Source organism: Kordia sp. (assembly GCF_965283645.1).
In the GTDB taxonomy this organism is placed as follows: Bacteria; Bacteroidota; Bacteroidia; order Flavobacteriales; family Flavobacteriaceae; genus Kordia.
In genome coordinates, this window is sequence record NZ_CBDIPG010000001.1 from 5428274 (window position 1) to 5452182 (window position 23909).

A 23909-nucleotide genomic window follows, 5' to 3' on the forward strand; every position below is an offset into this window, starting at 1 on the left:
AAAAATGTGCAATTCCGTAAGCTAATTATCAAAGAAGTTACTATTTTTAAAATTCTTACAAACGTAGCAGTATAGCATGGCATTATATCAAAAATCAGTAGTAAATACATATCTTAAACAACAAAACTTTACACAGCTTCAAAAAGCATATAAAAAGTATGCAAAATACTTTTTATCGCCTGCCATACAAGAAAACATACGCCATACCAAAGAGGAACAATATCAAGGATTATTTCTTACGGAACTTTTTGTCAACGTACTAAACTATACACTAAAGCCAAATAAGGACTTTAACTTAGTAGCCGAATATAAAAATCAAAATAATGCACGCAAAGCAGATGGGGCAATTTTAAAAGAAGACAATGCCATTGGCGTGATAGAATTAAAAGGAACTAAAACGAAAGACTTAGAAAGCATAAGACGCCAAGCGTTTGACTACAAAGCAAATCAAAAAGGATGTGTGTACGTCATTACATCTAACTTTGAAAAATTACGATTTTATATAAATGATGCAACTGAGTTTGAAGAATTCAACTTATTTAAACTTACAGAAGAACGTTTTGCATTATTGTATCTGTGTTTACATAAAGATAACATCCTTTTAAATGTTCCGTTAAAAATTAAAGAAGCTTCTATACAAGAAGAAGAACAAATCACAAAAGATTTTTACAAAGACTATTCATTATTTAAGCGTGAGTTGTACCGCGACTTGGTAAAGCGTAATGGCAAGCGACTCAAAAATATATCATACGAAGAATTTACAGCCAATACAAACGCCACGGAAGAAGAAACCGCTGCGGAATACTTACGACTGGAAAAGAATGTAAAATTGACGCTGTTTAAAAAGTCGCAAAAGTTAATAGATCGGTTTCTGTTTATATTTTTTGCAGAAGATAGAGATTTGTTGCCCCCAAATTTAACAATGAAAATTCTTGAAGACTGGAACAGACTAAAAGAACTAGATGAGGTAGTGCCGCTATACAAGCGTTTTAAACTCTATTTTAAATATCTTGATGAAGGAAGAAAAGGAACAGATAAAAAAGCGGAAATATATGCGTACAATGGTGGATTGTTTAAACAAGATACCATCCTTGACTCCTTAGAAATTGATGACAATTTATTACATACATATACCTACAAGTTGGCTAGGTACGATTTTGACAGTCAGGTTGATGTTAATATACTTGGGCACATCTTTGAAAACTCATTAAATGAAATTGAAAGTATCAATGCCGAAATTGAAGGTGCAGATTTTGACAAACAAAAAAGCAAGCGCAAAAAAGATGGTGTGTTTTACACTCCAAAATACATTACCAAATACATTGTAGAAAACACCATTGGTAAACTTTGCGAGGAAAAGAAAGCCGAATTACATCTTAAAGAGGAGGAATATTACAAAGGACGTAAAAACCGAAACAAAACCACCATACAAAAACTAGTAGCCATTCTTGATGCTTACCGCGAATGGTTATTACAACTCACAATTTGCGATCCTGCTTGTGGTAGTGGTGCGTTTTTAAACCAAGCATTAGATTTTTTAATTGCCGAACACAACTACATTAACGAACTCAAAGCCAAAATATTAGGTGGCACTATTGTGTTTAGTGACATTGAAAACACCGTATTAGAAAACAACATATATGGTGTAGACCTCAATGAAGAATCGGTAGAAATTGCAAAACTATCGTTATGGTTACGAACCGCACAACCACGCCGTAAACTAAACGACCTTAGTAGCAATATAAAATGTGGTAATAGTTTAATAGATAGCAAAACGGTAGCAGGTAGCAAAGCATTTCATTGGGAAACTGAGTTTCCACAAGTATTTCGGGAGAAAAACAAAAAAGCCTATCACATTACTACGGCAATACATGACAGTCGTACGTCCGCTCGCATGGTAAAATATAAAGTTAGAGAACGCAGAGACTTAGGCACAAATCCGTACCCAAATGTAATTTACTTTACACCGGAAGACGATTTGCTCATTAGCCAAACCATTGCAACTATAGTAGCAGAAGACAAACTCAATCTGTTGGCGTATAACATATGTGCCGATCATATACACCTATTGTTGGTGTGTGAACTAGAGGCGATTCCTGCCATTATGCAAAAAATAAAATCCATTACGGCAAAGCACGTAAACAACACAAGATATGATGCAGATATTACAAGGGAGCATGTAGATATTACAAGGGAGCATGCTCCCTTGCGAAATAGAAATGAAGATGCAGATAGTATTACAAGGGAGCATGCACCCTTGCGAAACTTGCATGCTCCCTTGCGTAAAAAGAAACGTAAACCACTGTGGCAACAAAAGTACAGCGCACCCAAAGAGATTACTACGGAAGAGCAACTGCACAATACCTTAAAGTATATACAAACCAATCGTAGCAAGCACGAGTTGCCCAAGCATAGCAAAGCTGTACAAAAAACAATTACGGAAATGTGTTGTAGTGTTAGTGATGCCTTTACAACCGAATATACAGGCGGTTTTGATGTGGTGATTGGAAACCCGCCTTATGTAAGACAGGAGTTGTTTAAAGAAGTAAAACCATATTTAGAGAAAAACTACAAATGTTATAATAGTATTGCTGATTTGTACACATACTTTATAGAAAAAGGAATTAATTTGATGAATGAAAAAGGTTTATTCTCTTTTATTTTACCTAATAAATTTTTAAAAGCTACGTATGGTAAAAACATAAGGAAAGTTATAAAAGAAGAAGCAAATTTAGAATTACTATTTGACTTTGATGATTATCCTGTTTTTGCTGATGCTACAACATATCCTATTATTTACATTCTTAATAAGAAGAAAAATAATATCAATAATACATTTCTTTATTCTGAAATAAATAAAAGAGAAAATACGGTTGATCCTATTGCCTTATTAGAATTAAAAAAACAAGAAGTATCATTTAGTTCTTTAACTGATAAAGAGTGGAGTTTTTCTAATATAAATGTTAGTGCATTATTTAATAAAATAAAATCTAAATCTGTTCCTTTGAAAGAAGTCGTTAGTGATAAGATTTTCAGAGGAGTTTCAACTGGTTGCAATGATGTTTTTATAGTCTCTGAAGAAATTAAGAATCAAATTACGTCTTCAAGTGTTTTAAGAAAAATCTTTACTGGAAAAGAAGTTAAAAGATATAGAGCTGAATTTCAAAGTTTATATCTATTATTCATTGATTGGGATTATGATTTAGATACTAATGATGAATTAAAAGAATATTTACTATCTCATAAAATTAAATTGGAAAAAAGACCTGAGGTAAAACAAGGAAGATTTAATTGGTGGTGTTTAAGTAGGTATGGAAGTAAAAATTCGCATTTACTTTCCGAACCCAAAATTATTTATCCAAGAATAAATAACAAGTGTAACTTTTTTTTAGATGAGACAGGAGAATTTAGTTTGTCAGATAATAATTTTTTCATTAGCTCGGGAAGTAAAAGTTTATTAGCTTTTTTAAATAGTTCATTGACTTTCTTCTTCTTAAAAAATAACTGTACAACTTTACAAGGAGGATATTTAGACTTTAGAAGACCATCAGTAGAAAAAATTCCAATACACAAACATTTGATGAAAATAGAAAAAGAACTAATAGTTTTTAGTGATGAACAGCTAAAAAACAATAATGAATATTCTATTTTGAATATCAAATTCCAAACCTATCTAAAACACAAATTCCAACTCGAAAAACTCTCCAAAAAACTCCAAAACTGGCATCAACTTTCTTTTGGCGACTTTATAAAAGAACTCAACAAAGCTATAAAATCAACTAATAAACTAAGAGCCAAAGAAGAAAAAGAACTCATTGCCGTATTGACAAAAAGTGATGAGTTTGAATGGTTAACATTGTTTGAAACCAAGCAAAAAGAAGCACAAGAACTACAAACACTAATAAATGCTACCGACAAACAAATTGACCAAATGGTGTACAAACTCTATGAACTTACGGAAGAAGAAATTGCCATTGTAGAAGCTTCGTAAGCTTTTTGCAATTTTTCTGATAATTTAAAAATAGTAAAATAGTATAGTGTAGATTAAAAAAAACTGAAAACCTACGCCTTCTTAATATCCCGAACATACAAACCCGTATACTTTTTAATCGTATCAATATCAACACCGTCAGCTTTCATCTTACGCGCAATATCCATAGCCTTTTCTCTCTCCGCCTTATCACGTTCAATACGTAATTTCATTTCCTTCATGGCTTCGCTTTCGCGGTCTTTTACTTCGTAGAGTCCGTTTTTGCGGAGTTTGTCCATAATGCCTTTATCTTTAAAGCTGGTAAAGCCACTTTCGGTAATTATTAAATGATCAACCACATCAATATTAATCAGTTTTCCAACCTTTAGCATATGATCGGTAAAATCTTTGTCCGTGTGAGACGGTTTTAAGTTTCCACTCGGATGGTTGTGTACCAAAATCATTTTTACGGCTAGTTTGTAAATGCCCATACGGAACACATCGGGCGGATTCACATTTACGCGGTTTTGTGCACCAATAGCAATAAGTTCAATAAACAGAATAGTATTGTCGGTAGCAAGCCCAACTACCCAAAAATGTTCCTGCGCTCTTCTAATTTTATTCTGACGCAGTAAAATTTGTTGCATTACGCTGTATATATCATACGCATTAAGGACTTGTATTTTCTGTGCTGAGGTCAGTCGTACGTTCATAATTCAAATATACGTGTTATTGTTTTAAATATACTACAAAAATATAAGTTGGTAGCACATTAAGTGTTTGCATGAAGCGGAGTTAAAAATGTGGTTGGTTATTACGGAGTTTGGTTTTGAGTTTTGGATGTTTGGTAGTTTTAAAGTGTTATTTGAGCTACTTGAAAACCTAATAAATACTTCGGCGGCTTAGTGTAAACAAATAAAAAAAGTATATGAGTCGTAATTTAGGAGTACGTACAAAATAAATTAAAATTTAATAGCTACCCAAAAACTACAACTCATACCTAAGTAGTTGCTTCGTTAACAAATTGGGGCAATAGTAGTTGCTAGTGGTGGACAGTTAAACCGAGAACAGAAATTTGTACACAAAAAGCTGTCTAGTTCACATTGTACGCCAGTAGCACACAAGCCGCTCACACACGCCGCATTGGTGTCTACACAACCTGCATAGAGTGTTGGTGCAGGTACTTGGTTGTTGCCGCCAACTTTGCTGCTAAGGTTTACAATTAATTTTTTGTTTAATGATAGTCCGTGTAGTTGCTTTTTTTTCATTTTGTATAGATTAAAGTTATAGTTGAAAAAGTACTACAAAGCATCAATGTTTTGTTACGGAAATACCTTATTTAACAGTAATTGAATGTGTTAAAGTTGTAAAACGTGTAGGAAAGAAAAATAATTGCAAGAAAAAAGCGAGCCGAAGCTCGCTTTGTTAGTTATAACGGATAACAGCAATGTTCTCGCGTACCATTTTGCGCGTTGGAATGTGAATATCCTCTTCCTTTAACACGCGAAGTGTCCAATGTTGAAATTGCCTTTTTGTTTAACGTTAGCACTTTTAAATGTTGCTTTTTCATACTACAATGGTTTAAATTAATAATGATAAAATGTAAACAAATAGTAGGATGAACGCGTACGAGTTATCATTAATTACTTAAAAATACGTACGTGTGTGTACACGGACTATCCATGCATACAAGCGGAAGCAGGTTTTGTATCAATATCTACAAACCTAGTTTTTGGAACACCTACAGGGCAAATTCCTTCAGAATCACATACCGCCAATTTTGAACAACCGCCTACCGTTGCATAATCTGTGGTGCGAATGATAATAGTAATAACGTCCGTTCCACCAGTAAGAGTTTTGGCAGTTAAACTAGAAATTGTTGACTTTGTTAAGTGTAAACTTTTTAGATTCTTTTTTTTCATAATTGAGAAGTTTTAAAAGGTTTTAATTAGATTTTACTTGGTAGTATTTTAACAAATAGGACGCGTTTCCGTATCAAATTCATTTGTTTTACACACATGGGCAGTACATGCCGCAATAGAATCACACTCCATGTATTTAGAACATGTTGTTGCCGTAGCCTGCGGAATAGGAATGGTACGAATAATAGAAGTGATAAAAATATCAGTACCTCCAGAAATAGTGTACATATTCAAATTAGAAATAGTTGCTTTTTTGACGTGTAAGCTTTTTAGGTTCTTTTTTTTCATGATTGTGAAGTTTTAAAAAAGGTTCTTTTTAGGTAATTATAGTTTTCATTTAAAAAGGTATAAAGAAAACCTAACTAATAACTACGGTTTTACCGTAAAACTAATGTTTACTATTTGTGAATGAGAAGGTTATGTATTTCTTTAGTATTTAGGTGTAAGTATTGAGTATTGAGATTCTTGGAATGTTAAATGTTGCGTTTTAAATATAAGCTTCGAATAACAAATCAATAGAAATACAAAATGCAAACGCTACATGTAAAATGTAACAGTATTGTAACCGACAACCAGCAACTGTTACATTGAGCGGAGTTGAGATGCAGTTATAACTATACGTTTTTGGTTCGTAACATTAAGCATTGAGAAGTAAACCAATTAGTTATAAAGCAAAAAACCGAAACTTTCGTTTCGGTTTTCTAAGCGGAGAAAGAGGTATTTGAACCTTGACATTTTAACATATCTGAATTATATTAAACTTCTAATTGTCAATAACTTAGTTGATAAGTCCATACGTAGGTATTATCTTAAAATACTATTAAATAGTACATTTACTGTCAACGATACTGTCAACTCAAAATTAGAAGATGAAAAGTACATTCTTTTTAAGAAAACCCAATGATAACAAGGAAACTTCGATATTATTTTCTGCATACATCAAAAATGAAGGACGAAAATTTGTCTATTCTACGGGCGAAACTGTCAACCCAAAGGATTGGGACTTCGATAACAGACAACCAAAACATTTACAAGATAAAACCGAAAAAGGCAATAAGCACAGGGTTTTAAAGCGACAATTAGACCGTTATAGTAGTTTTTATGTTGATTTGGTTCAAAATTATAAATTGACAAGGCGTGACCTCATCATTTCAGACATACGAAGTGATTTTGATACAGAATTTAAACGCACAAAATCAATAGCGAGCAAGTTTTTTGAAGTGTATGATATATTTCTTACTGAAAAGAAAAACGATTATACAGAAGATGCAAATTCTCAAACTACTATAAAACGATATGAGTATAATAAAAAACTGTTGATTGATTTTGAAACATATCTAAAAAAGAAAATTCATTTCAATCAAATTAATAAAACTTTCTACAATTCACTTATTGACTTTTGTATCAATCAAAAGAAACATTCAGCAAATACTGTAAGAAGAAATGTAGGCTTATTCAAAACGTTTCTTTATTGGTCATTAGAAAACGGTTATACCTATAAAACAGACTTCCAAAAGTTCAAAGCACCCAAAGCACAACAAACGGATGAGGTTGCACTTACTTTAGACCAAGTACAAGAAATATTTGGATACGATCTAACAAAAAACGAGCGACTAGAAAAAGTACGTGATTTGTTTGTTTTTGGTTGTGCTACGGGTATGCGTTATAGCAACTATTCCAAAGTAAATAAAAACGACATTCAAGGCAGTTTTATAAAAGTTAGAGATCAAAAGAATACGGATAAAGCTTTGGAAGTTCCCTTGAATGATTTTTCAATGTATGTGTTAAAAAAATATGATTACAAGCTACCTAAATTATCAAATCAAAAATTCAACGATTACATAAAAGAAGTATTCAAACTTATTGGTTATGATGAACACACAAAGAAAACTATAAAAGTTGGAAAAAAAATCATTGAGCAAATCAACCCATTATACGAACGTATAAGTTCACATACCGCCCGTAGAAGCTTTATAACCATAATGAAAAATAAAAAAATTCCCGATAAGGTAATCATGAGTTATACAGGACATAAAAGCTTAGAGGTTTTTAATAAGTACTACAAGCCTAACAATGACGAAAGAAAGGATTTTATGCAGAACGTTTGGAAAATGGAAAATGCACAACTTAAAAAAGTGAATTAAATGAAAGAGAAAAAGTTAATAGGAATTGAAACACCGACTAATTTTAAACTAATAAAACTAGATGTCGGAGAAAAAATATTTGAAGATCATAAAAATGTAAAAAGCTATTTAGATTGGATAAAAGAATTTTTAGTTGATGAAAAAATATTTGAAGCTTATAATAAAAAACTGTTTCAATTTTTACATAAATCCCTTCCAAAAGAAACTCAAAATAAATGTAATCTTTGTTTTGATAAAAAAGATTATAGTTTAAAATGTTACTGCGAATATCACATAATTCAAATGTATGGCTCTTTTGCATTAGCTGGCTCACAGTTTGTTGAAATTGTTTTGAGTAATCAATTTATATTTGAGGATAAGAAAGTTTTATTTGATCTTACAAAGCAGTTTTTTACGTGCTTTCATTTTATTATGGGAAAAGGTGCAATGTATTATGACCAAGACATAATAGTTCGCTATTGTGTGAATGCAAATTTGAATGCTATTGCAGAAGTGTTTAAAAAATCTGACCCTGTAGAAAACATAAAAGTATCAAATGAAACATTAAATAATTTGAATAAAGAAGTAAGGGAAGATAAATTTTTTGAACGAGAGGATTTTGAATACAAACCTTTTCAACAGGGTTTTTTTAGTGAACAAATAGAGATAAATAAAAATAGACATTTCGTTGTTAAAGAAAGTAAAAATCAATCTAACAAAACTAATAAAAACGATTACAGTTTCATAAACCTATTCAAATCAAAAGAAATCTATAAAAAAGCAATCAAAACATTAAAAAATAATGGTTTCATTGCTGAAAATAAAGGCGTTTTAAATTGGGTATTCACAGAAACTAAAGAACTTAAAACCAAGCAAACTATAATTGCGCTTTGTGTAGTATTAGAAATTAAACAATATTTTAAACCAAGCCCGAAAGCAGTTTATAATTACCTAGAATATGAATTTGGAATTAAAATGAATAAGAGTACTTATAGTAGGTCGTCAGATGGATTTAAAGACGATTATGAGAATGAGAAATCTACAAACTATACATATACTTCACTATTTAAAGATATATTATAATACATCTTAATATTGACAACTTTTGCAACGTTGCAGACGTTGCTATTAAGAAATGATAAATTGATTTCGCATCTATATAATTTTATCCAAAATAAAGCATATAGATATGGAACACAACAACCCATTCGAGGTAATCAATCAACGATTATCTAGTATTGAAAGCATTCTTTTAGAACTCAATACACCAAAAGAAGAAGAAGAAAAAAATGAACATCTTACTGTAAAAGAAACAGCAGAATATCTAAAAGTTTCTACACAATCCGTACACGCTTACATCAAAAAAGGATTTATCAACGCACAAAAAGTTGGGCGTATTTTACTCATTAATCGTGCAGAATTAGAAGCTTCTCTAAAAGAAGTAAAATCACTCAAATATAAGCGCAGTTAATCGCTGAAAAAGCCAAACGATATGGAAAATTCAGCGAAGCAATTCAATACATTAGCACAAAGCGTGACAGCAAATGAGGACAAAAAACCTCAAAGTGTACAGATAGCGGGCAACGGCACGGAAATGATAGGTAACGAATCACTACTAAACAGAGCGAAACGAAAAACAATTTCCCGTGCAATGTTATTAAGCCTTGTAGATATAGCAAAAGAAAAGGGAGATTTGGAGCGTGCGCAATCATATTGGAATACTTATCATTGCTGTACAAAAATTATACAACACAATAACAGACTACACGCCAATTACTGCAAAACGCGTTTCTGTACCATTTGCAATGCCATACGCAAAGCGGATAAGATAAACACCTATTACCCTGTATTGAAAAATTGGGAAAACCCGTATTTCGTGACCTTAACCGTAAAAGCTGTAAAGGCACAAAAATTGAAATTATGGGTGCATGGAATGAAAAAGGCTTTCACAAAAATAAACGATAGATGCAGAAAGCGACACCAACGCGGTGCAAAGATGAGGTTAATAGGAATTAGGTCTTTAGAATGTAATTTTAACCCACAAAAGAAAACATATAATCCACATTATCATATTATCGTGCCGAACAGGGAAACCGCACTTTATTTGATACAGGAATGGCGCAAACAATGGAACAGAAACGGACAGTTTCATTGTACAAAGAAAGCACAACACTTCAGAGAAGTTGAAAACTTAGAACGTGACTTAATAGAAACGATTAAATACGGTACTAAGGTATTTACAGAGCCGAACCCAAACGAAAAGAAGCGCGAAAAAAAGGACTTAAAAATATATGCGCGTGCTATGGATAACATAAACGAAGCAATGAAAGGAAAACGCATCTTTGATCGTTTTGGGTTTAACTTACCTCCACAGGAAACCAAAGAAGCAAATGTACGCACGGTTGAAAATTATAAGATTTGGCAGTTTGCCCCCAACGCAACCGACTGGATTAACACCGATACAGGCGAATGTTTAACAGGCTATTCAATGCCTATTGATTTACAATATTTGCTTTCTGAATGTATAGATACTGAACTCTACTAGTTACAAATACTATTAGTTTTTCTATATTTGAAAAGTCAGAAATTTTTTAGCATTTGAAGAATTGAATTTATGAGTTTACAATTAGAAAAAAAAGGTAATAAAATATATGCGCCATTAACAAAAAAGTGGTTGCTAAACCAACCAGAAGAATTGGTAAGACAAGAATTTATTTGTAAACTAGTCAATGATTACGGTTATTCATTAAAGCAAATGGATCAAGAGGTAAAACTTACAACTTCTGTTAGAGGAACTGGTCGAGCAAGTGCAGATCTAGTTATCTGGAAAAGTGAAGAAGAAAAAAAGAAAAAGAAAACTGCTTTTCTTGTTGTTGAGCTTAAAGCCAATAATTTAAAACTAAAAGTTGAAGATTGTTATCAAGGTTATAATTATGCAACTTGGAGTAGAGCAAAATTATTTGCTGTGAGTAATGGAAATGAATTACAAGTTTATAAAACAATAGAAGAAGAACTTCCATTAAAACTTCAACCTGTAAATGATATTCCTTTAGCCAAAGATATTTACGACTCTGAAAAACTTGAAAAAGTATTAGCAAAAACTAAAGAGTTTACTGGAAATGAATTTGCAAGACTACTGCATAAATGTCATAATATCATTAGAAATAATGATAAACTTGGACCAGCAGAATCATTTGATGAAATAAGTAAAATTCTTTTCGTTAAAATAATGTATGAAAGAAACCCTAAACAAGAAGCTATTTTCTCGCTCAAACAATTTGAACAGCTAAAAGAAACCTATATTAAAAAGTTTGAAAAGGAAATAGAAAATGAAGTGAAATGGGAAGAAAAAGTAAAAGCAAAACTGATTAAGTCAGGTGAGTTTGAAGAAGCTGAGAAACAAGACTTAAAAATCAAAAAACTTTTAACACAAGAAATTCCATCATATATGCAAAGCCTTTTTAAAGAGGTTAAAAGTAAATTTGAGGAAGATGGGATTTTTGAAGAAAATGAAAAAATCAAACTAAGAGAAAGTAGTTTCGAGCAAATTGTAAAGGAATTAGAAATATACAATTTAACAAGTACTAGCTCTGACGTTAAAGGAATTGCTTTTGAAAAGTTTTTAGGAAGAACTTTTAGAGGTGAATTAGGACAATTTTTTACGCCTAGAGTTATTGTTGACTTTATAGTTCACTTATTAGATCCTAAAGAAAGAGAGCTCGTTTGCGACCCTTGTGCTGGAAGTGGTGGATTTTTAATTAAATGTTTTGAAACTATTAAAGAGCAAATTGAAGTAGAATACATTAAACTAAAAACAGAGAAACAAAAAGAAATTTTTGGTGATGATTTAGAAAATATTGATGATGAAAAACTAAAAAAACAATACGAAACTTTTTTAAGTAAGGTTAATAAAGAAGAAGAAGCTAGAATCCAATTTTTATCACGCAAATCTATTTTTGGAACTGATGCAAACCCAAGAATGGCAAGAGTTTCAAAAATGAATATGATTATGCACGGAGATGGTCATAATGGAATTCATCATAATGATGGTTTATTAAATGTAAATGGGATTTTTAGAAATCGATTTGACGTAATAATTACAAACCCACCATTTGGAACTAACTTAAAAAAGGATTCACCAGTTGTAGAAAATTCCGATAAATATACTAATCAAGCAGTTATAAACAGGTATCTCAAAGAATATGGGAAAGCTTATGAAGAAGAACTAAAACTGGTTACAAATAATGTAGGAGAATCAATTAGAGGACTATTTGACACAGGTAAAACTTCGGGAGCAACTGAAGTTCTATTTATTGAAAGATGTTTAGATTTATTAAAACCTGGTGGAAGATTAGGTGTTGTTCTTCCAGAAGGAGTTTTGAACAGTTCTAATTTGCAAACTGCTAGAGAGTATTATGAAGGTAGAGCAAAAATACTTCTACTTGTCTCCTTACCTCAAGACGTTTTTGTAAGTAGTGGAGCAACAGTAAAAACAAGTTTAGTTTTCTTAAAGAAATTCACGAAAGAAGAACAAGAAGAATACACGAAAATTTGTGATGATGCTGATAAAAAGATAAACGAAAAGTACAAAAACAAAGTTGAACCTTTAGAAAAGAAACTAAAATTAAAAGGAAAAGAGGCTTTAACATCAACGGAAAAGAAAATTGTTAGAGAAGAATTAAAAGTATTAAAATCTAAAATTCAAATTGAAATCAAAGAAATTATAAGAGAACAGTTTGATTATGAAGTTCCTATTTCCGACATTCAAAAAGCAGGTATTACAACTACTGGAGCAAAAGGAGAAGATCAATTACCAGAGCTTTTAAAACTCTACACAGATTATCGTATTAAAAATAAACTTTGGAATTAATTTATGAATACGATTTTAAAAACTATATCATATAAAAATCTTTCCAATTGGAGTGTTGCACATTTACTGGCAAACGATTTTGACTATAATGAAGAGTTTCCATTGGTTAGAATTGGTAATTTCTTGACTAGAAATAAGACTAGAATAGAAATAGAAGATGAAACCGTTTATAAACGTGTTACTATTCGTTTATATAATAAAGGTGTAAAGTTAAGAAATACCGAAATTGGTAAAAATATTGGTACTAAGAAACAGTTTTTAATTAAAAAAGGACATTTTTTATTGTCTAAAATTGATGCTCGAAATGGAGCATTTGGAATTGCAACGGATGAAGTTGATGGAGCGATAATAACAGCAGATTTCTTTGCTTACGATATTGACGAAACTAAAATAGATCCTCTATTTCTGGTATTAATAACAACAACTGAACAGTTTCAAAAATTTGCTCAAAGCGCAAGTTCTGGTACTACAGGAAGGCAACGTATTGATGAAACTAAATTTTTAGATGTTAAGATACCTTTACCAACTATTGAAAGACAATTAAAAATTCTTGAAAAATATAGGAATGAAATAGAGTTGTCCAAGGAAATTAAAAATAAAATTCATAGTTCATCAAAGAATCAAGAGCAAGAATTATTTAAAAATCTTGGATTAACCTTTATAAAAAATAATAGAAAAAACAAAATACTTGACTTTGTTTCATTTAAAAATTTACAAACTTGGGGAGTTAACAAGCTTCTATTAGAACAAGACTTTTTTAAGTCTGAATATTATAAACTTGAACCTTTAAAGAAGTTCTGTCAATTAATTAGAGGAGTAACCTATAAAAAAAGTAGTGAAACAAATGGAGAAGGTTATAAAGTTTTAAGAGCTAATAATATCAATTTAGATAATACTTTGAATCTAGAAGATATTAAAACCATATCATTTAATGAACAGTTCTCTGATGAGAAAAGATTGAAACAAGATGATATTTTTATATGCCTAGCAAGTGGTTCAAAAAAGCATATTGGGAAAGTTGCTTACATAGAAAAAAACACAAATTATTTTTTTGGTGGTTTTATGGGTGCAATTAGAATACAAAGTTCAGAATTACTTCCCGAGTTTCTCAACATAGTATTAAATTCTTCAATTTTTAATGAGTATTTGAGTTCTAAAATTTTTGGATCAAACATCAATAATTTGAACTCAGAATTACTATATAGTTTTAAAATTCCAGTACCATCATTAGAAATACAGAATGAAATTATTTCAACCTTTTCTGATTATAAAAGTTCCTTAATTAAATTAAAAGAAGATTATTCTTTAAGCAGAGATAGAGCAATTCAAGAATTCATAAAAGAGATATTTAATGAAGCTAATTAGTTTAAAAATTAACCAATTCAAAAATCTAAATAATTTCGAATTAGATTTTTCAGGTAAAAATGGAATGACCGTTTTAATTGGGAATAATGGTTGCGGTAAGAGTAATATTATAGAAGCAATTAGCGGAATATTCAAAAGTCTTTATCTAATAACTGACACTTCAAAACGTGTAGATTTCGATTTTGAATTAGATTATTCAATCAATGTTGCAGAAACCAATCACGAAATGAAAGTAATATTTGCAGACAATACGTTTACTATAACTTCAAATCAAGATGGTAATATTACACAAGCTAATACACAACGATATTTACCAAGTCAATTAGTTGCTTTGTATAGTGGAGAAGAATTAAGACTATGGAAAGAATATTACGAGAGTTTCTATCTAAATTATAATACTGCAATTATTGGTAATACCAAAAACATTGAAAGCTCGCAACAAATGCTTTATATCAATAAGTATTATTGGGATATTGCCTTATTAGTTATGCTCGCAAATGATTTAGATTTATCTGAAATTATAGGAGATATTACTTTAGAAACAATTGACATAACATTCAATCTAGAAAACGTAAACAAATTTGCAAAAATTAACACTAACGAAACCCTAAGTTTTGTTGGCAAACTATCTAATAAACAAGATTCCATTTCTGTTAATCTAGATGATTTCAAAGAGCTTGCAGATTATGAATCTGCAATTAGAATGTATAAGTTTTTAAGTGTCTCTTATCTTCCTAAAGCAGAAAGCAATAAATTAATAACCAATATTGATTTAACTTTTAGTAATGGTACAAAAACAAATTCTTTTAGTGAAGGGGAAAAGAAAAAAATATTGCTAAAACTGGTGATGGAAGTTTTAGCAGATGATAAAAGTTTAGTTCTTTTAGACGAGCCAGACTCTCATATTCATATTGCTCATAAAAAGCAAATTAAGGAAATGATAGAGAATTCAGAGAGAGAATCTATTTTAACAACGCACTCACCTACTCTAATGAATGTTTTTGATGAACATTTAGTATTTCTAGAAAATGGAGAAATTAAAGGAAAAGAAAAATCTGAAATCTTAGACGATATTTCTGGTAGTTCAATGTCTGATGCTCAAAAAATCATTTTACTTAATTCAAATACAGATATTTTAATTGTTGAAGGAAAAACTGATGAAACCTATATTGAAACTGCATTAGAAAAGCTTAAACCAACAAACCCAGAATATTCAGCCTTAGAGTTTAACTTTCTATATATGGGAGGAAGTGATCCTGAAGTTTTAAAGAATCTTTCAGACAAATTCCCTGCAAAAGAAGGACAAACAATTATAGCTTTATTTGACAGAGATACAGCAGGTTCAAAAATCATAAAGTCAGATAAACTTTTAAACTTTCAGGGAACTAATGATCAATTTACAGGTGGCAAAGTAAAAGATATTGAAATTCGCTTGATACCCAAAAAAGATGGTTTTACATATTCAAATTTTGAAATAGAAGATTATTTTCCAATAGAAAAATGTCGTGATTTTATGTTTAATGGTTTTAATTCATTTAAAGATCTGAAACCTAAATTTAAGAAAGCGGAATTTGCAGAAGAATGTAAAAATTTTGATGCAACCGATTTTGAAGGATTTAAAAAGTTATTTGATATGATATTAGAAATCAAAGCAGACTAAATAAATATTCTTAACATTTCCCCTTTATTTTAAAAACATTCTTTCTTAATTTGTAATAACATCAAGCAAATTCTCCAAATCCTTTTTTGTACTAATACGATACACTTCATTTTGATATTCAACAAAGCCATTTAGCAAAGAATTTCCTTTTGTTGTATTAAACAGTTGCCGAATGTCCACATTTAAAGTATCAGCAATTTTCAAAAGAACTTCTTGACGTGGTAAGCTTTGCCCTTTTACGATGTTTGACATAGCAGTTTCAGAAATCCCCACTTTTACAGCAAGTTCTTTACCTTTGATGCCTTTTTCTTTAAGTATTTCCTTTACTCGTAAAATTCCCATAATCACTATTTTCTAAACAAATGTAGTAAATAGTAGTTAGACTTTTATTATTTATGTTTCAATCATATATTAAGTTGTATTTAATATGATTTAAGCTTATATTTGACACTATCAAATAACAGTTAAACTTATATTTATGACAAGTCAAAAAGAAGTAAACAAAGTTTTAGTAAAAGAACTCAAACAAACTAAAACAGAATTAGCAAACTGCAAAAAGAGTTTTGAAGTTGAAAAGAACATCAAGAACGGTTTGTATTTTTTCATTCTTAAAAACGATCTATTAAACATGCTACGGCAGTTTCGTAAAACGAATGATTATCAAACAGGAGATTATCATATCAAATCATTAGAATTTTTGATTGATAATTTAGCCTAAGATAAAAGATTAATATCTATGTATAGACTTGTCTAAAAAGTTATTTGAAATTAGAAGGAAAAAACGTAGTTCTGTCAACGATATTGTCAACTCAAAAAATAAACCCTTGAAAATCAAATGATTAACAAGGGTTTTGCGGAGAAAGAGGGATTCGAACCCCCGGACCTGTTACAGTCAACAGTTTTCAAGACTGCCGCATTCGACCACTCTGCCATTTCTCCTGAGTGCCTCATCAGGTATTCCCTGAATGCGGATGCAAATATAGAAACCTTTTTTAAAATTGAAAACAAAAAAGGAACTTTTTTAATAAAAAAATAATGAAAAACCCACAACACGTTTTTAACATATTGTAGGTCTTGTAGTTATACTATAGCGGATATTGACTCATTGGTAAAACCAACAAAGTGTATTAGTTGTCTTAGGTTACGGTACAACATCCTAAGATAAAGTACAATTTTCACCTTTTACTGGTTGTTGTTGTAAGTTTGATATTGATTTTTGTGTACCAATACTCCTTTTAAGCTTTGTTTGTTAATGGTCTAAAACGTTGGTTACGAGTATGATATTGTAAATAAGTATAGGAGTGAAAACATATATTAAAAGAAAGTGTTTGCATCTTACATGATTAATTATGTAATAGATATCGGGTTTTTATCATCATCAATAGCTACAAATGTAAAGAAACCTGTAACGGCTTTTTTGCGGCCATCTGTATACATATTTTCTCTAAAAATATCTACCTGTACCACACAACTGGTATTTCCTACTTTTACAACTTTAGCAATAAGTTCTACCAAAGTTCCTTGCGGAATTGGTTCTGTAAAATCAATTTTATCGGTTGAAACGGTTACAACTTTCTTTCGACTAAATCGGGTAGCGCAAATAAAAGATGCTTCGTCCATAAGTTGCAATGCGGTTCCTCCAAACAGTGTATCATAATGATTGGTTGTATTAGGAAAAACGGCTTTAAATATGTGAGTCTGAGAACTTTCTATGCGAGCTAATGTATGTGTATCCATGAAGGTTGTATTTTGTTTATAAGGCAATTAATTTAATCTATAGGAAACAACAAGCTTTCCCTTTTAGTATTGTGTATTTTTGTGTGATAATAATTTAATCGAATCAAAGATAGAACATATGCAAATAGTAGATAGTTTAAAATGGAGATATGCAACGAAAAAGTTTGATGCAACTCGTTTTTTAACCACAGCACAACTAAATACACTCAAAGAAGCATTTAACCTAACAGCTACTTCGTACGGATTACAACCTATACGCTTAGTAGTCATTCAAAATAAAGAATTACAAGAACAATTGGTACCACATTCGTGGAATCAACGCCAAGTAGCTGATGCTTCACATTTGTTAGTTATCTGTATAGAAAATACTGTTGATGAAGCTTCAATTGAAGCATATTTTAATCGTGTAAAAGCAATTCGTAACACGCCTGACGAAATTTTAATGCCTTTTAAAGGGTTTATGCTTGAATCTTTCTCCAAAAAAACACCTGAAGAATTAAACACTTGGGCATCAAAACAAGCATACATTGCCTTAGGTAACTTGCTAACGGTGTGTGGTGTAGAACAAATTGATGCTTGTCCAATGGAAGGATTTTCACCTGAAAAATATGATGAAATTTTAGGATTGGAAGCACACGGACTTTCTTCAACATTAGTATTGCCTGTAGGTTACAGAGCGGAAGATGACATGTTTGCCGATTTTAAAAAAGTACGTAAGTCTTTAGAAGAAAGTATATTGGAATTGTAATAAATTGGCAAGATTATTGTTTTAAAGGTAGAAAAATATATATTTGTTTATTGCCTTATAACACAACACACATGAAAAAATTTCTGTTTTTAGCCGTTTTATTTATTGGATTTTCGGTAACTGCCCAAGAAGAAGTAAAACTTACTTGGTTAACTGACTTTGAAGAAGCGAAGAAAATTTCTAAAAAGACAAAAAAACCAATCTTAATCTATTTTACGGGAAGCGATTGGTGTCCACCTTGTAAAATGCTAAAAGAAGATTTCTTTTACACAGAAAAATTCCAAAAGAAAGCTGAAAACTTTGTACTAGTAATGGCTGACTTTCCAAGACGTATTGATATTATTACGGTAGATCAACGTGAAGAAAACATAAAACTTGCAAGAAAATACAATACCAAAAGTAAATTCCCAAACATTGTTGCTGTAGATCATAAAGGAAAAGAAATAGACAATATAATGTCCTACAATATGATGCGTGACACTTCAAGACATTATAAGTTTCTTGAAAAAATAATGAAAAAGTATTAATACAATACACATAAAAAATTAACCTCTTTTCTCTATTTTTGTATACAGAAAAGAGGTTTTTTAATTTTATAGAATTAACTTTTTAATTGATGAATATATCGATCAGAAAAAAGGTTATGAGAAGAATATTATTGAATACAAATTAGTAAAAAAATAAACGATGCCAGGATTTGAATTATTTAGTGATGCCGAACGAAAAGAAGTACATGACGTATTAGAAAGTGGTGTATTAATGCGCTATGGCTTTGACGGAATGCGTAACGGACACTGGAAAGCAAAAGAACTAGAACGCGCTTTAGAAGCACAATTTAACGTACATCATGCACAATTAGTTTCCAGCGGAACAGCGGCAGTTTCGGTAGCGTTGGCAATCACAGGAATTGGAGCAGGAGATGAGGTTATTATGCCAACATTTACGTTTGTAGCCAGTTTTGAAGCCATTATGATGTTAGGCGCCGTACCAGTATTAGTAGATATTGACGATACACTTACACTTGATCCTGAAGCAATTCGTAAAGCCATTACACCAAAAACCAAAGCCATCATGCCTGTGCACATGTGCGGAAGTATGGCAAACTTAGATGCTATCAAAGCAATTTGTGACGAGCATAACTTACTCTTAGTAGAAGATGCGTGCCAAGCAATTGGCGGAACATACAACGGAAAAGCACTTGGAAGCATTGGTGATGTAGGTTGTTTTTCGTTTGATTTTGTAAAAACAATGACCTGTGGCGAAGGCGGCGGAGTTATTACAAACAATAAAGAATATGCTTCAAATGCTGATCATTACAGCGATCACGGACACGATCATGTTGGAAATGATAGAGGCGCAGAAACACATCCGTTTTTAGGTTATAACTTCAGAATTTCTGAACTAAATGCGGCAGTCGGATTGGCTCAAGTTCGTCGTTTGCCAGAATTTTTAGCAATTCAAAAAAAGCATTATACTATTTTACGTGAAGCATTAGCTGATATTCCAGCAGTTGTTTTTAGAACAGTTCCGGCTGGTGGCGTGGAAAGTTATGCGTTCTTAAATTTCTTTATGCCAGATTTAGCTACAGCTAAAAAAGTAATGGCAGGATTTAAAGAAAACGGTATCGATGTCTGTTTTCATTACTTTGACAATAATTGGCATTACATTCGTAAATGGGAACACTTAAAAGATCTAAAATCATTGTATCCAATATCGAACGAAGTAAAAGAAGGCATGCAATATTTAGATACAAAAACATTTGAACAATCGGATCATTATATAGCTCGAAACATTTCTTGCTTGATAAAAATGTCGTGGACAGTAGAAGAGGTGAGTAGTAGAGCCGCAAAAATGCGCGAAGTGATTTTGGCTTCGTTATAAAAATATACCGCAAAAAATCGTTAAAAAAGTAACAAAGGTTGGAAGCGATTCTAACCTTTTTTTATTGCGTAAAACTCGTAAAAACAGACGCTCAAAACTAATTATTGAATAGCATTCATTAATTCCAACGCTTTTTCATATTTATAATTCGTGTCAGAAGCAGTAATTGTTTGCAAGGTTTTTTGTAAATTTTCTTTGTCTTCAATCTTTAAATAAACCAATGCCATATACCACAATCCTTTACTTGCATCAATGGCGTCACTTTCGGAAATTGTTTTAAAAACGACCAATGCTGCTGTATATTGATTGAGTTTCACAAGTGAAAACCCTTTGTAAATCATCACATTTGTTCTGTCTGTAGTTGAAGTATTTAGAAATTTATCTGCCACAGCAATACACTCTTGATACTTTTCATTGGTATATAAAAGCTCAATCTGTTCTTTTGTATTCCTTGTATTTTGATCTAGTACAATAAATGAAGGCGTGTCGTTCCAAGTTGCATATTCAGGGTACAATTGTTTCATGGTTGGTTGTGCAGTCAACTGAAATACAAGTGTAATTAACAATAACAAACATGCGGCGGCAATAGGAATCCAGTATTTTGATAATGAAAAGGTTTTCTCTTTAGTTGTAAACTCCTTAGTTGCCTGTTGTTGTATTTTCTCTTTAAAAGCAAGTACATCATCTTCTTGATACCATTTTTTTACAGTAGTATACTGTTCACTCGTATTTTTATGTGTATACCAATCTTCTTCACTTAACGCTTGTTTTAGTTGTACACTAAGTGTTACATACTCTTTCAATTCAGGTTTTGTAGCTTGTTCTTGTTCAAAAGCAAGAAGTTCTTCTGATGTCAATTCGCCATTCAAAAAGCGTTCGGTTTTTAATTCCCAAAGAAAATCTTCCATGCTTAGTTATTTTTTAATTTAGTAAATCGTGGATCAGATTTTATCATCTTAAACAATTTAGTTTTACATCTGAATGCTTTTTGACGTGCAGAATTTTCAGTAGGATATTTTAGTTTTTTTGAAATTTCAGCATACGAAATATTCGCTAACGTCATTTTAATAATTGATTTACAGGTTTCTTTCAACAATTCAATTTTCTCTCTAAAAAGACTCCATTGCAATTGTTCTATATGAAAACTGGCTAAATCAGGGCTTTCATCTACTAGAGTTGTCAATGGTAATTTTGTTACTTTTTTTTGAGAGGATTGTTTAATCCATAAATTTTTACAGACAGAAAACAAGTAGTTATCAAAGGAAGAAATCTGTAATTTATCTTTCTTTAATAACGTATATAAAACTAATAAACCATGCTGAAAAATATCTTTTGCGTGGTCTTTAGTTCCGCTATTTTTTAAAATATACGCTTCAACTCCATAGTAATTTTTGGCGTACAACTGTTGTAGAAAAGCAGTATCTCCATTTAAGAATTTCTGAATACTATATTCATTATCAGTCATTTAAAAATATGTGATTATTTTTTTTGATAAAAACCGTAACAAAGATGCTAAAAATACTCTACATGAGAAAACAGCGTCTAATTATCTGACACACAAAACCAACGTCAGATCAATCTTAAATCAATCATATTATGAAAAAAACCATTTTTATGTTAGCAATCTTAGCTTTCTTTAGCTGTAGTACTGACGATGAACAAACCATTCAAGAAGAAGCAAAAACAAACGTTGAAACTTCGGTTGCTAAAACAAATTATAGAAACGATCAATGGGGAAGTATGCAAGCTTATAGTGCTAATGACCGCCAAGCAATAACAATTTGGGTTACATACGGACAATACAAAACTATTAGAAGAGAAGGAGTTGATGGCATGCACATTTTAAAAGTGCCCAACAAACCTGTATATGCTATTGATGCAGGACGAATAAATGTAGGAATGCCAAACATAGGAAATCCATTGCCGTATGCAGGATGTAATTATTTTAACGATTTAGCTACTAGCAACTCAACATGGGCAATACAATATAGAAACGGAGATATAAGTAGAAGTGCGGCTATAACACATATGATAGTTGACTTGCAAGTAGAATCGAACATAACAGGAGCGTCTATTTTTATTACAATTTGTGATGATGGAGAATTTATACAAAATGTAATTGTTCATCCTGATAACGGTGATTTTATTACTGAACCTGGATCAAGTGCTATGTCTGGCTCTTGGAGTTCAGTTGCGTAAAACGCACAAGAAATTGTCTAAAAAGATGTCATTGTGAATGAAATAAAGCAATCGGTGAAATTTAAGTTATTGATGTATAAATTACTTCGCGATAAAAAAAATCTCGGAAGAAAACTATAAGTAGCTTTTTAGAATGTCTCTTTTTATCTTTCCCTAACCAAACCTAAACCTTTTATAAAATGAAAAAAATAGGATACCTAATTTTAATCATATGTTTCCTAAGTTGTGAATCGGAAACTATAGAAACAACAACTGTAAACGAAGAACTAACGGCTCAACAGAAAACTGTAACAACCAACAAAAATGAAGCGGTTGTCATTCGTTTTATTGCTGGACTATCTGAAGCAGAAAAATCTGTGCTACGAACACATTATGGAGTCACTGCTTATGAAAAATGTTCTTGTGGAGATGAAAATCTAGAATCATGGAATTTAGAAGCCATTCATGAAGGCGCAACGATAGAAGAACGCGTGAGTTCCATGGAAGAAGAACCAGAAATGGAAGGCGCCGATTTCAATTTTGATATTCAGATAGCGAGTCAAGTTCCAACGGATGTAATTTCTGGACCCATACACTACCAAAATGTACTTCCAAAAATACGTTCGCAAAAAGCTTCTGTAACTGTAGGTGTGCTAGATACTGGAATAGATCCTACCTATTTTCGTTTTCAACAACCATTTTTGCACAATACTGTTTTAGATGAAGAAACTTGTGGAAACGATTTTTTTGGTTGGAATTTTATCGAAAACAATAACATGCCTATTGATGACAACGGACACGGAACTATTGTGAGTTATATGATATATGAACAACTTGTAAATACCGCAACTGACTTCCAAATATTACCTGCGAAAGCTTTTGATACAGATGGAAAAAGCACGCTATTTCGTATAGGTTGCGGTTTGAGTTATTTGATTAAAAAAGAAGTAAATATCATTAACATGAGTTTTGGATGGACAACAACTTCTTCAGCAATTATTGGCAGTTATATAAAAGAAGCAGAACACAACATTTTAATGGTTACTTCTGCTGGAAATACTGGAGAAAACAATGATGAAATAGCACATTTTCCATCGTCCTATCCAGCAAGGAACATATTAGCTGTCACTGCTGTAGATGGTGAGATTCCGCCTACGCTTGTTCCTATACTTTCTAACTTCGGACCTATATCGGTAGATGTTGCTGTACATGGTATTGGACTTCCTTTTTATACAACAGCGGAAACTGCGCCAACTTCGGTAACAGGCTCTTCATATGCAAGTGCAAAAGCGGCAGGTTTTGCAGCTTCAAAATATCAAGAAGGAACGGCTATGGCTGTTTTTTATCATAAAATATTGCTAGATAAAATTCAGTCAAGTACGCTGCTTCAAATAAAATATGCTTCTTATTTAGATTTATAGTATTTTAGGATCTTCCATCAAAGAAGATCATTCA

General features: G+C 31.5%; 23 protein-coding genes and 1 tRNA gene. 14 read left to right on the forward strand and 10 right to left on the reverse strand.

Annotated elements, in window-relative coordinates:
- The first annotated feature begins 76 nt into the window (after positions 1 to 76).
- Positions 77 to 3991 (forward strand): Eco57I restriction-modification methylase domain-containing protein, encoded by a 3915-nt coding sequence (locus ACQ654_RS23865; protein WP_430412852.1) that lies wholly within the window; start codon positions 77 to 79, stop codon positions 3989 to 3991.
- Between the two features lie 71 nt (positions 3992 to 4062).
- Here ACQ654_RS23865 and ACQ654_RS23870 read toward each other — a convergent pair whose 3' ends face one another.
- The 5 genes from ACQ654_RS23870 to ACQ654_RS23890 form a co-directional block, all read right to left on the reverse strand.
- Positions 4063 to 4617, reverse strand: coding sequence for a JAB domain-containing protein (locus ACQ654_RS23870; protein WP_430412853.1), 555 nt, complete (start codon positions 4615 to 4617; stop codon positions 4063 to 4065).
- 369 nt (positions 4618 to 4986) lie between these two features.
- Positions 4987 to 5238 carry a hypothetical protein gene (locus ACQ654_RS23875; protein WP_430412854.1) on the reverse strand — a complete coding sequence of 84 codons (252 nt, stop codon included), beginning with the start codon at positions 5236 to 5238 and terminating at the stop codon, positions 4987 to 4989.
- 161 nt (positions 5239 to 5399) lie between these two features.
- Positions 5400 to 5540 carry a hypothetical protein gene (locus ACQ654_RS23880; protein ID WP_430412855.1) on the reverse strand — a complete coding sequence of 47 codons (141 nt, stop codon included), beginning with the start codon at positions 5538 to 5540 and terminating at the stop codon, positions 5400 to 5402.
- Between the two features lie 106 nt (positions 5541 to 5646).
- Positions 5647 to 5892, reverse strand: a complete 246-nt coding sequence (locus tag ACQ654_RS23885) for a hypothetical protein (protein WP_430412856.1) — start codon at positions 5890 to 5892, stop codon at positions 5647 to 5649.
- A gap of 48 nt (positions 5893 to 5940) precedes the next feature.
- Complete coding sequence (locus ACQ654_RS23890) at positions 5941 to 6180, reverse strand: hypothetical protein (RefSeq protein ID WP_430412857.1); 240 nt, start codon at positions 6178 to 6180, stop codon at positions 5941 to 5943.
- Positions 6181 to 6761: 581 nt separating this feature from the next.
- On the opposite strand from ACQ654_RS23890, the gene ACQ654_RS23895 reads away from it, so the two are divergent.
- From ACQ654_RS23895 to ACQ654_RS23925, 7 genes are all read left to right on the forward strand, one after another.
- Complete coding sequence (locus ACQ654_RS23895; RefSeq protein ID WP_430412858.1) at positions 6762 to 8036, forward strand: tyrosine-type recombinase/integrase; 1275 nt, start codon at positions 6762 to 6764, stop codon at positions 8034 to 8036.
- Positions 8037 to 9098 carry a hypothetical protein gene (locus ACQ654_RS23900; RefSeq protein WP_430412859.1) on the forward strand — a complete coding sequence of 354 codons (1062 nt, stop codon included), beginning with the start codon at positions 8037 to 8039 and terminating at the stop codon, positions 9096 to 9098.
- A 106-nt stretch (positions 9099 to 9204) separates the two neighbouring features.
- Positions 9205 to 9486, forward strand: a complete 282-nt coding sequence (locus tag ACQ654_RS23905; RefSeq protein WP_430412860.1) for a helix-turn-helix domain-containing protein — start codon at positions 9205 to 9207, stop codon at positions 9484 to 9486.
- Positions 9487 to 9507: 21 nt separating this feature from the next.
- Positions 9508 to 10560, forward strand: coding sequence for a protein rep (locus tag ACQ654_RS23910; RefSeq protein ID WP_430412861.1), 1053 nt, complete (start codon positions 9508 to 9510; stop codon positions 10558 to 10560).
- 150 nt (positions 10561 to 10710) lie between these two features.
- A complete protein-coding gene (locus ACQ654_RS23915) occupies positions 10711 to 12885 on the forward strand; it encodes an N-6 DNA methylase (protein WP_430412862.1) in 2175 nt (724 codons plus the stop codon).
- 3 nt (positions 12886 to 12888) lie between these two features.
- The gene (locus tag ACQ654_RS23920) at positions 12889 to 14250 is read left to right on the forward strand and encodes a restriction endonuclease subunit S (RefSeq protein ID WP_430412863.1); all 1362 of its coding nucleotides are present in this window, start codon (positions 12889 to 12891) and stop codon (positions 14248 to 14250) included.
- Complete coding sequence (locus ACQ654_RS23925) at positions 14237 to 15910, forward strand: ATP-dependent nuclease (protein ID WP_430412864.1); 1674 nt, start codon at positions 14237 to 14239, stop codon at positions 15908 to 15910. Before ACQ654_RS23920 ends, ACQ654_RS23925 begins: the two co-directional genes overlap by 14 nt.
- 45 nt (positions 15911 to 15955) lie before the next feature.
- Here the strand turns inward: ACQ654_RS23925 and ACQ654_RS23930 are convergent, their stop codons facing one another.
- Complete coding sequence (locus ACQ654_RS23930) at positions 15956 to 16252, reverse strand: helix-turn-helix domain-containing protein (protein WP_430412865.1); 297 nt, start codon at positions 16250 to 16252, stop codon at positions 15956 to 15958.
- Between the two features lie 136 nt (positions 16253 to 16388).
- Between ACQ654_RS23930 and ACQ654_RS23935 the strand changes: the two genes are divergently transcribed.
- A complete protein-coding gene (locus ACQ654_RS23935) occupies positions 16389 to 16628 on the forward strand; it encodes a hypothetical protein (RefSeq protein WP_430412866.1) in 240 nt (79 codons plus the stop codon).
- A gap of 136 nt (positions 16629 to 16764) precedes the next feature.
- On the opposite strand, the gene ACQ654_RS23940 is transcribed toward ACQ654_RS23935, so the two are convergent.
- Both ACQ654_RS23940 and ACQ654_RS23945 read right to left on the reverse strand, forming a co-directional pair.
- Positions 16765 to 16849, reverse strand: a tRNA-Ser gene (locus ACQ654_RS23940).
- A 408-nt stretch (positions 16850 to 17257) separates the two neighbouring features.
- Entirely contained in the window at positions 17258 to 17647 is a 390-nt protein-coding gene (locus ACQ654_RS23945; RefSeq protein WP_430412867.1) for an acyl-CoA thioesterase, read from the reverse strand.
- 118 nt (positions 17648 to 17765) lie between these two features.
- Here ACQ654_RS23945 and ACQ654_RS23950 point away from each other — a divergent pair, with 118 nt between their 5' ends.
- The 3 genes from ACQ654_RS23950 (at position 17766) to ACQ654_RS23960 (ending at position 20276) form a co-directional block, all read left to right on the forward strand.
- A complete protein-coding gene (locus ACQ654_RS23950; RefSeq protein WP_430412868.1) occupies positions 17766 to 18395 on the forward strand; it encodes an NAD(P)H-dependent oxidoreductase in 630 nt (209 codons plus the stop codon).
- Positions 18396 to 18466: 71 nt separating this feature from the next.
- Entirely contained in the window at positions 18467 to 18922 is a 456-nt protein-coding gene (locus ACQ654_RS23955; protein WP_430412869.1) for a thioredoxin family protein, read from the forward strand.
- A gap of 160 nt (positions 18923 to 19082) precedes the next feature.
- Positions 19083 to 20276, forward strand: a complete 1194-nt coding sequence (locus tag ACQ654_RS23960) for a DegT/DnrJ/EryC1/StrS family aminotransferase (protein WP_430412870.1) — start codon at positions 19083 to 19085, stop codon at positions 20274 to 20276.
- A gap of 101 nt (positions 20277 to 20377) precedes the next feature.
- Here ACQ654_RS23960 and ACQ654_RS23965 read toward each other — a convergent pair whose 3' ends face one another.
- Together ACQ654_RS23965 and ACQ654_RS23970 are read right to left on the reverse strand one after the other, a co-directional pair.
- Complete coding sequence (locus tag ACQ654_RS23965; protein ID WP_430412871.1) at positions 20378 to 21184, reverse strand: tetratricopeptide repeat protein; 807 nt, start codon at positions 21182 to 21184, stop codon at positions 20378 to 20380.
- Positions 21185 to 21186: 2 nt separating this feature from the next.
- The gene (locus ACQ654_RS23970; protein WP_430412872.1) at positions 21187 to 21741 is read right to left on the reverse strand and encodes an RNA polymerase sigma factor; all 555 of its coding nucleotides are present in this window, start codon (positions 21739 to 21741) and stop codon (positions 21187 to 21189) included.
- A gap of 131 nt (positions 21742 to 21872) precedes the next feature.
- On the opposite strand from ACQ654_RS23970, the gene ACQ654_RS23975 reads away from it, so the two are divergent.
- Both ACQ654_RS23975 and ACQ654_RS23980 read left to right on the forward strand, forming a co-directional pair.
- The gene (locus ACQ654_RS23975) at positions 21873 to 22475 is read left to right on the forward strand and encodes a hypothetical protein (RefSeq protein WP_430412873.1); all 603 of its coding nucleotides are present in this window, start codon (positions 21873 to 21875) and stop codon (positions 22473 to 22475) included.
- A 179-nt stretch (positions 22476 to 22654) separates the two neighbouring features.
- Positions 22655 to 23875 (forward strand): S8 family serine peptidase, encoded by a 1221-nt coding sequence (locus tag ACQ654_RS23980; RefSeq protein ID WP_430412874.1) that lies wholly within the window; start codon positions 22655 to 22657, stop codon positions 23873 to 23875.
- The last annotated feature ends 34 nt before the right edge of the window (positions 23876 to 23909 follow it).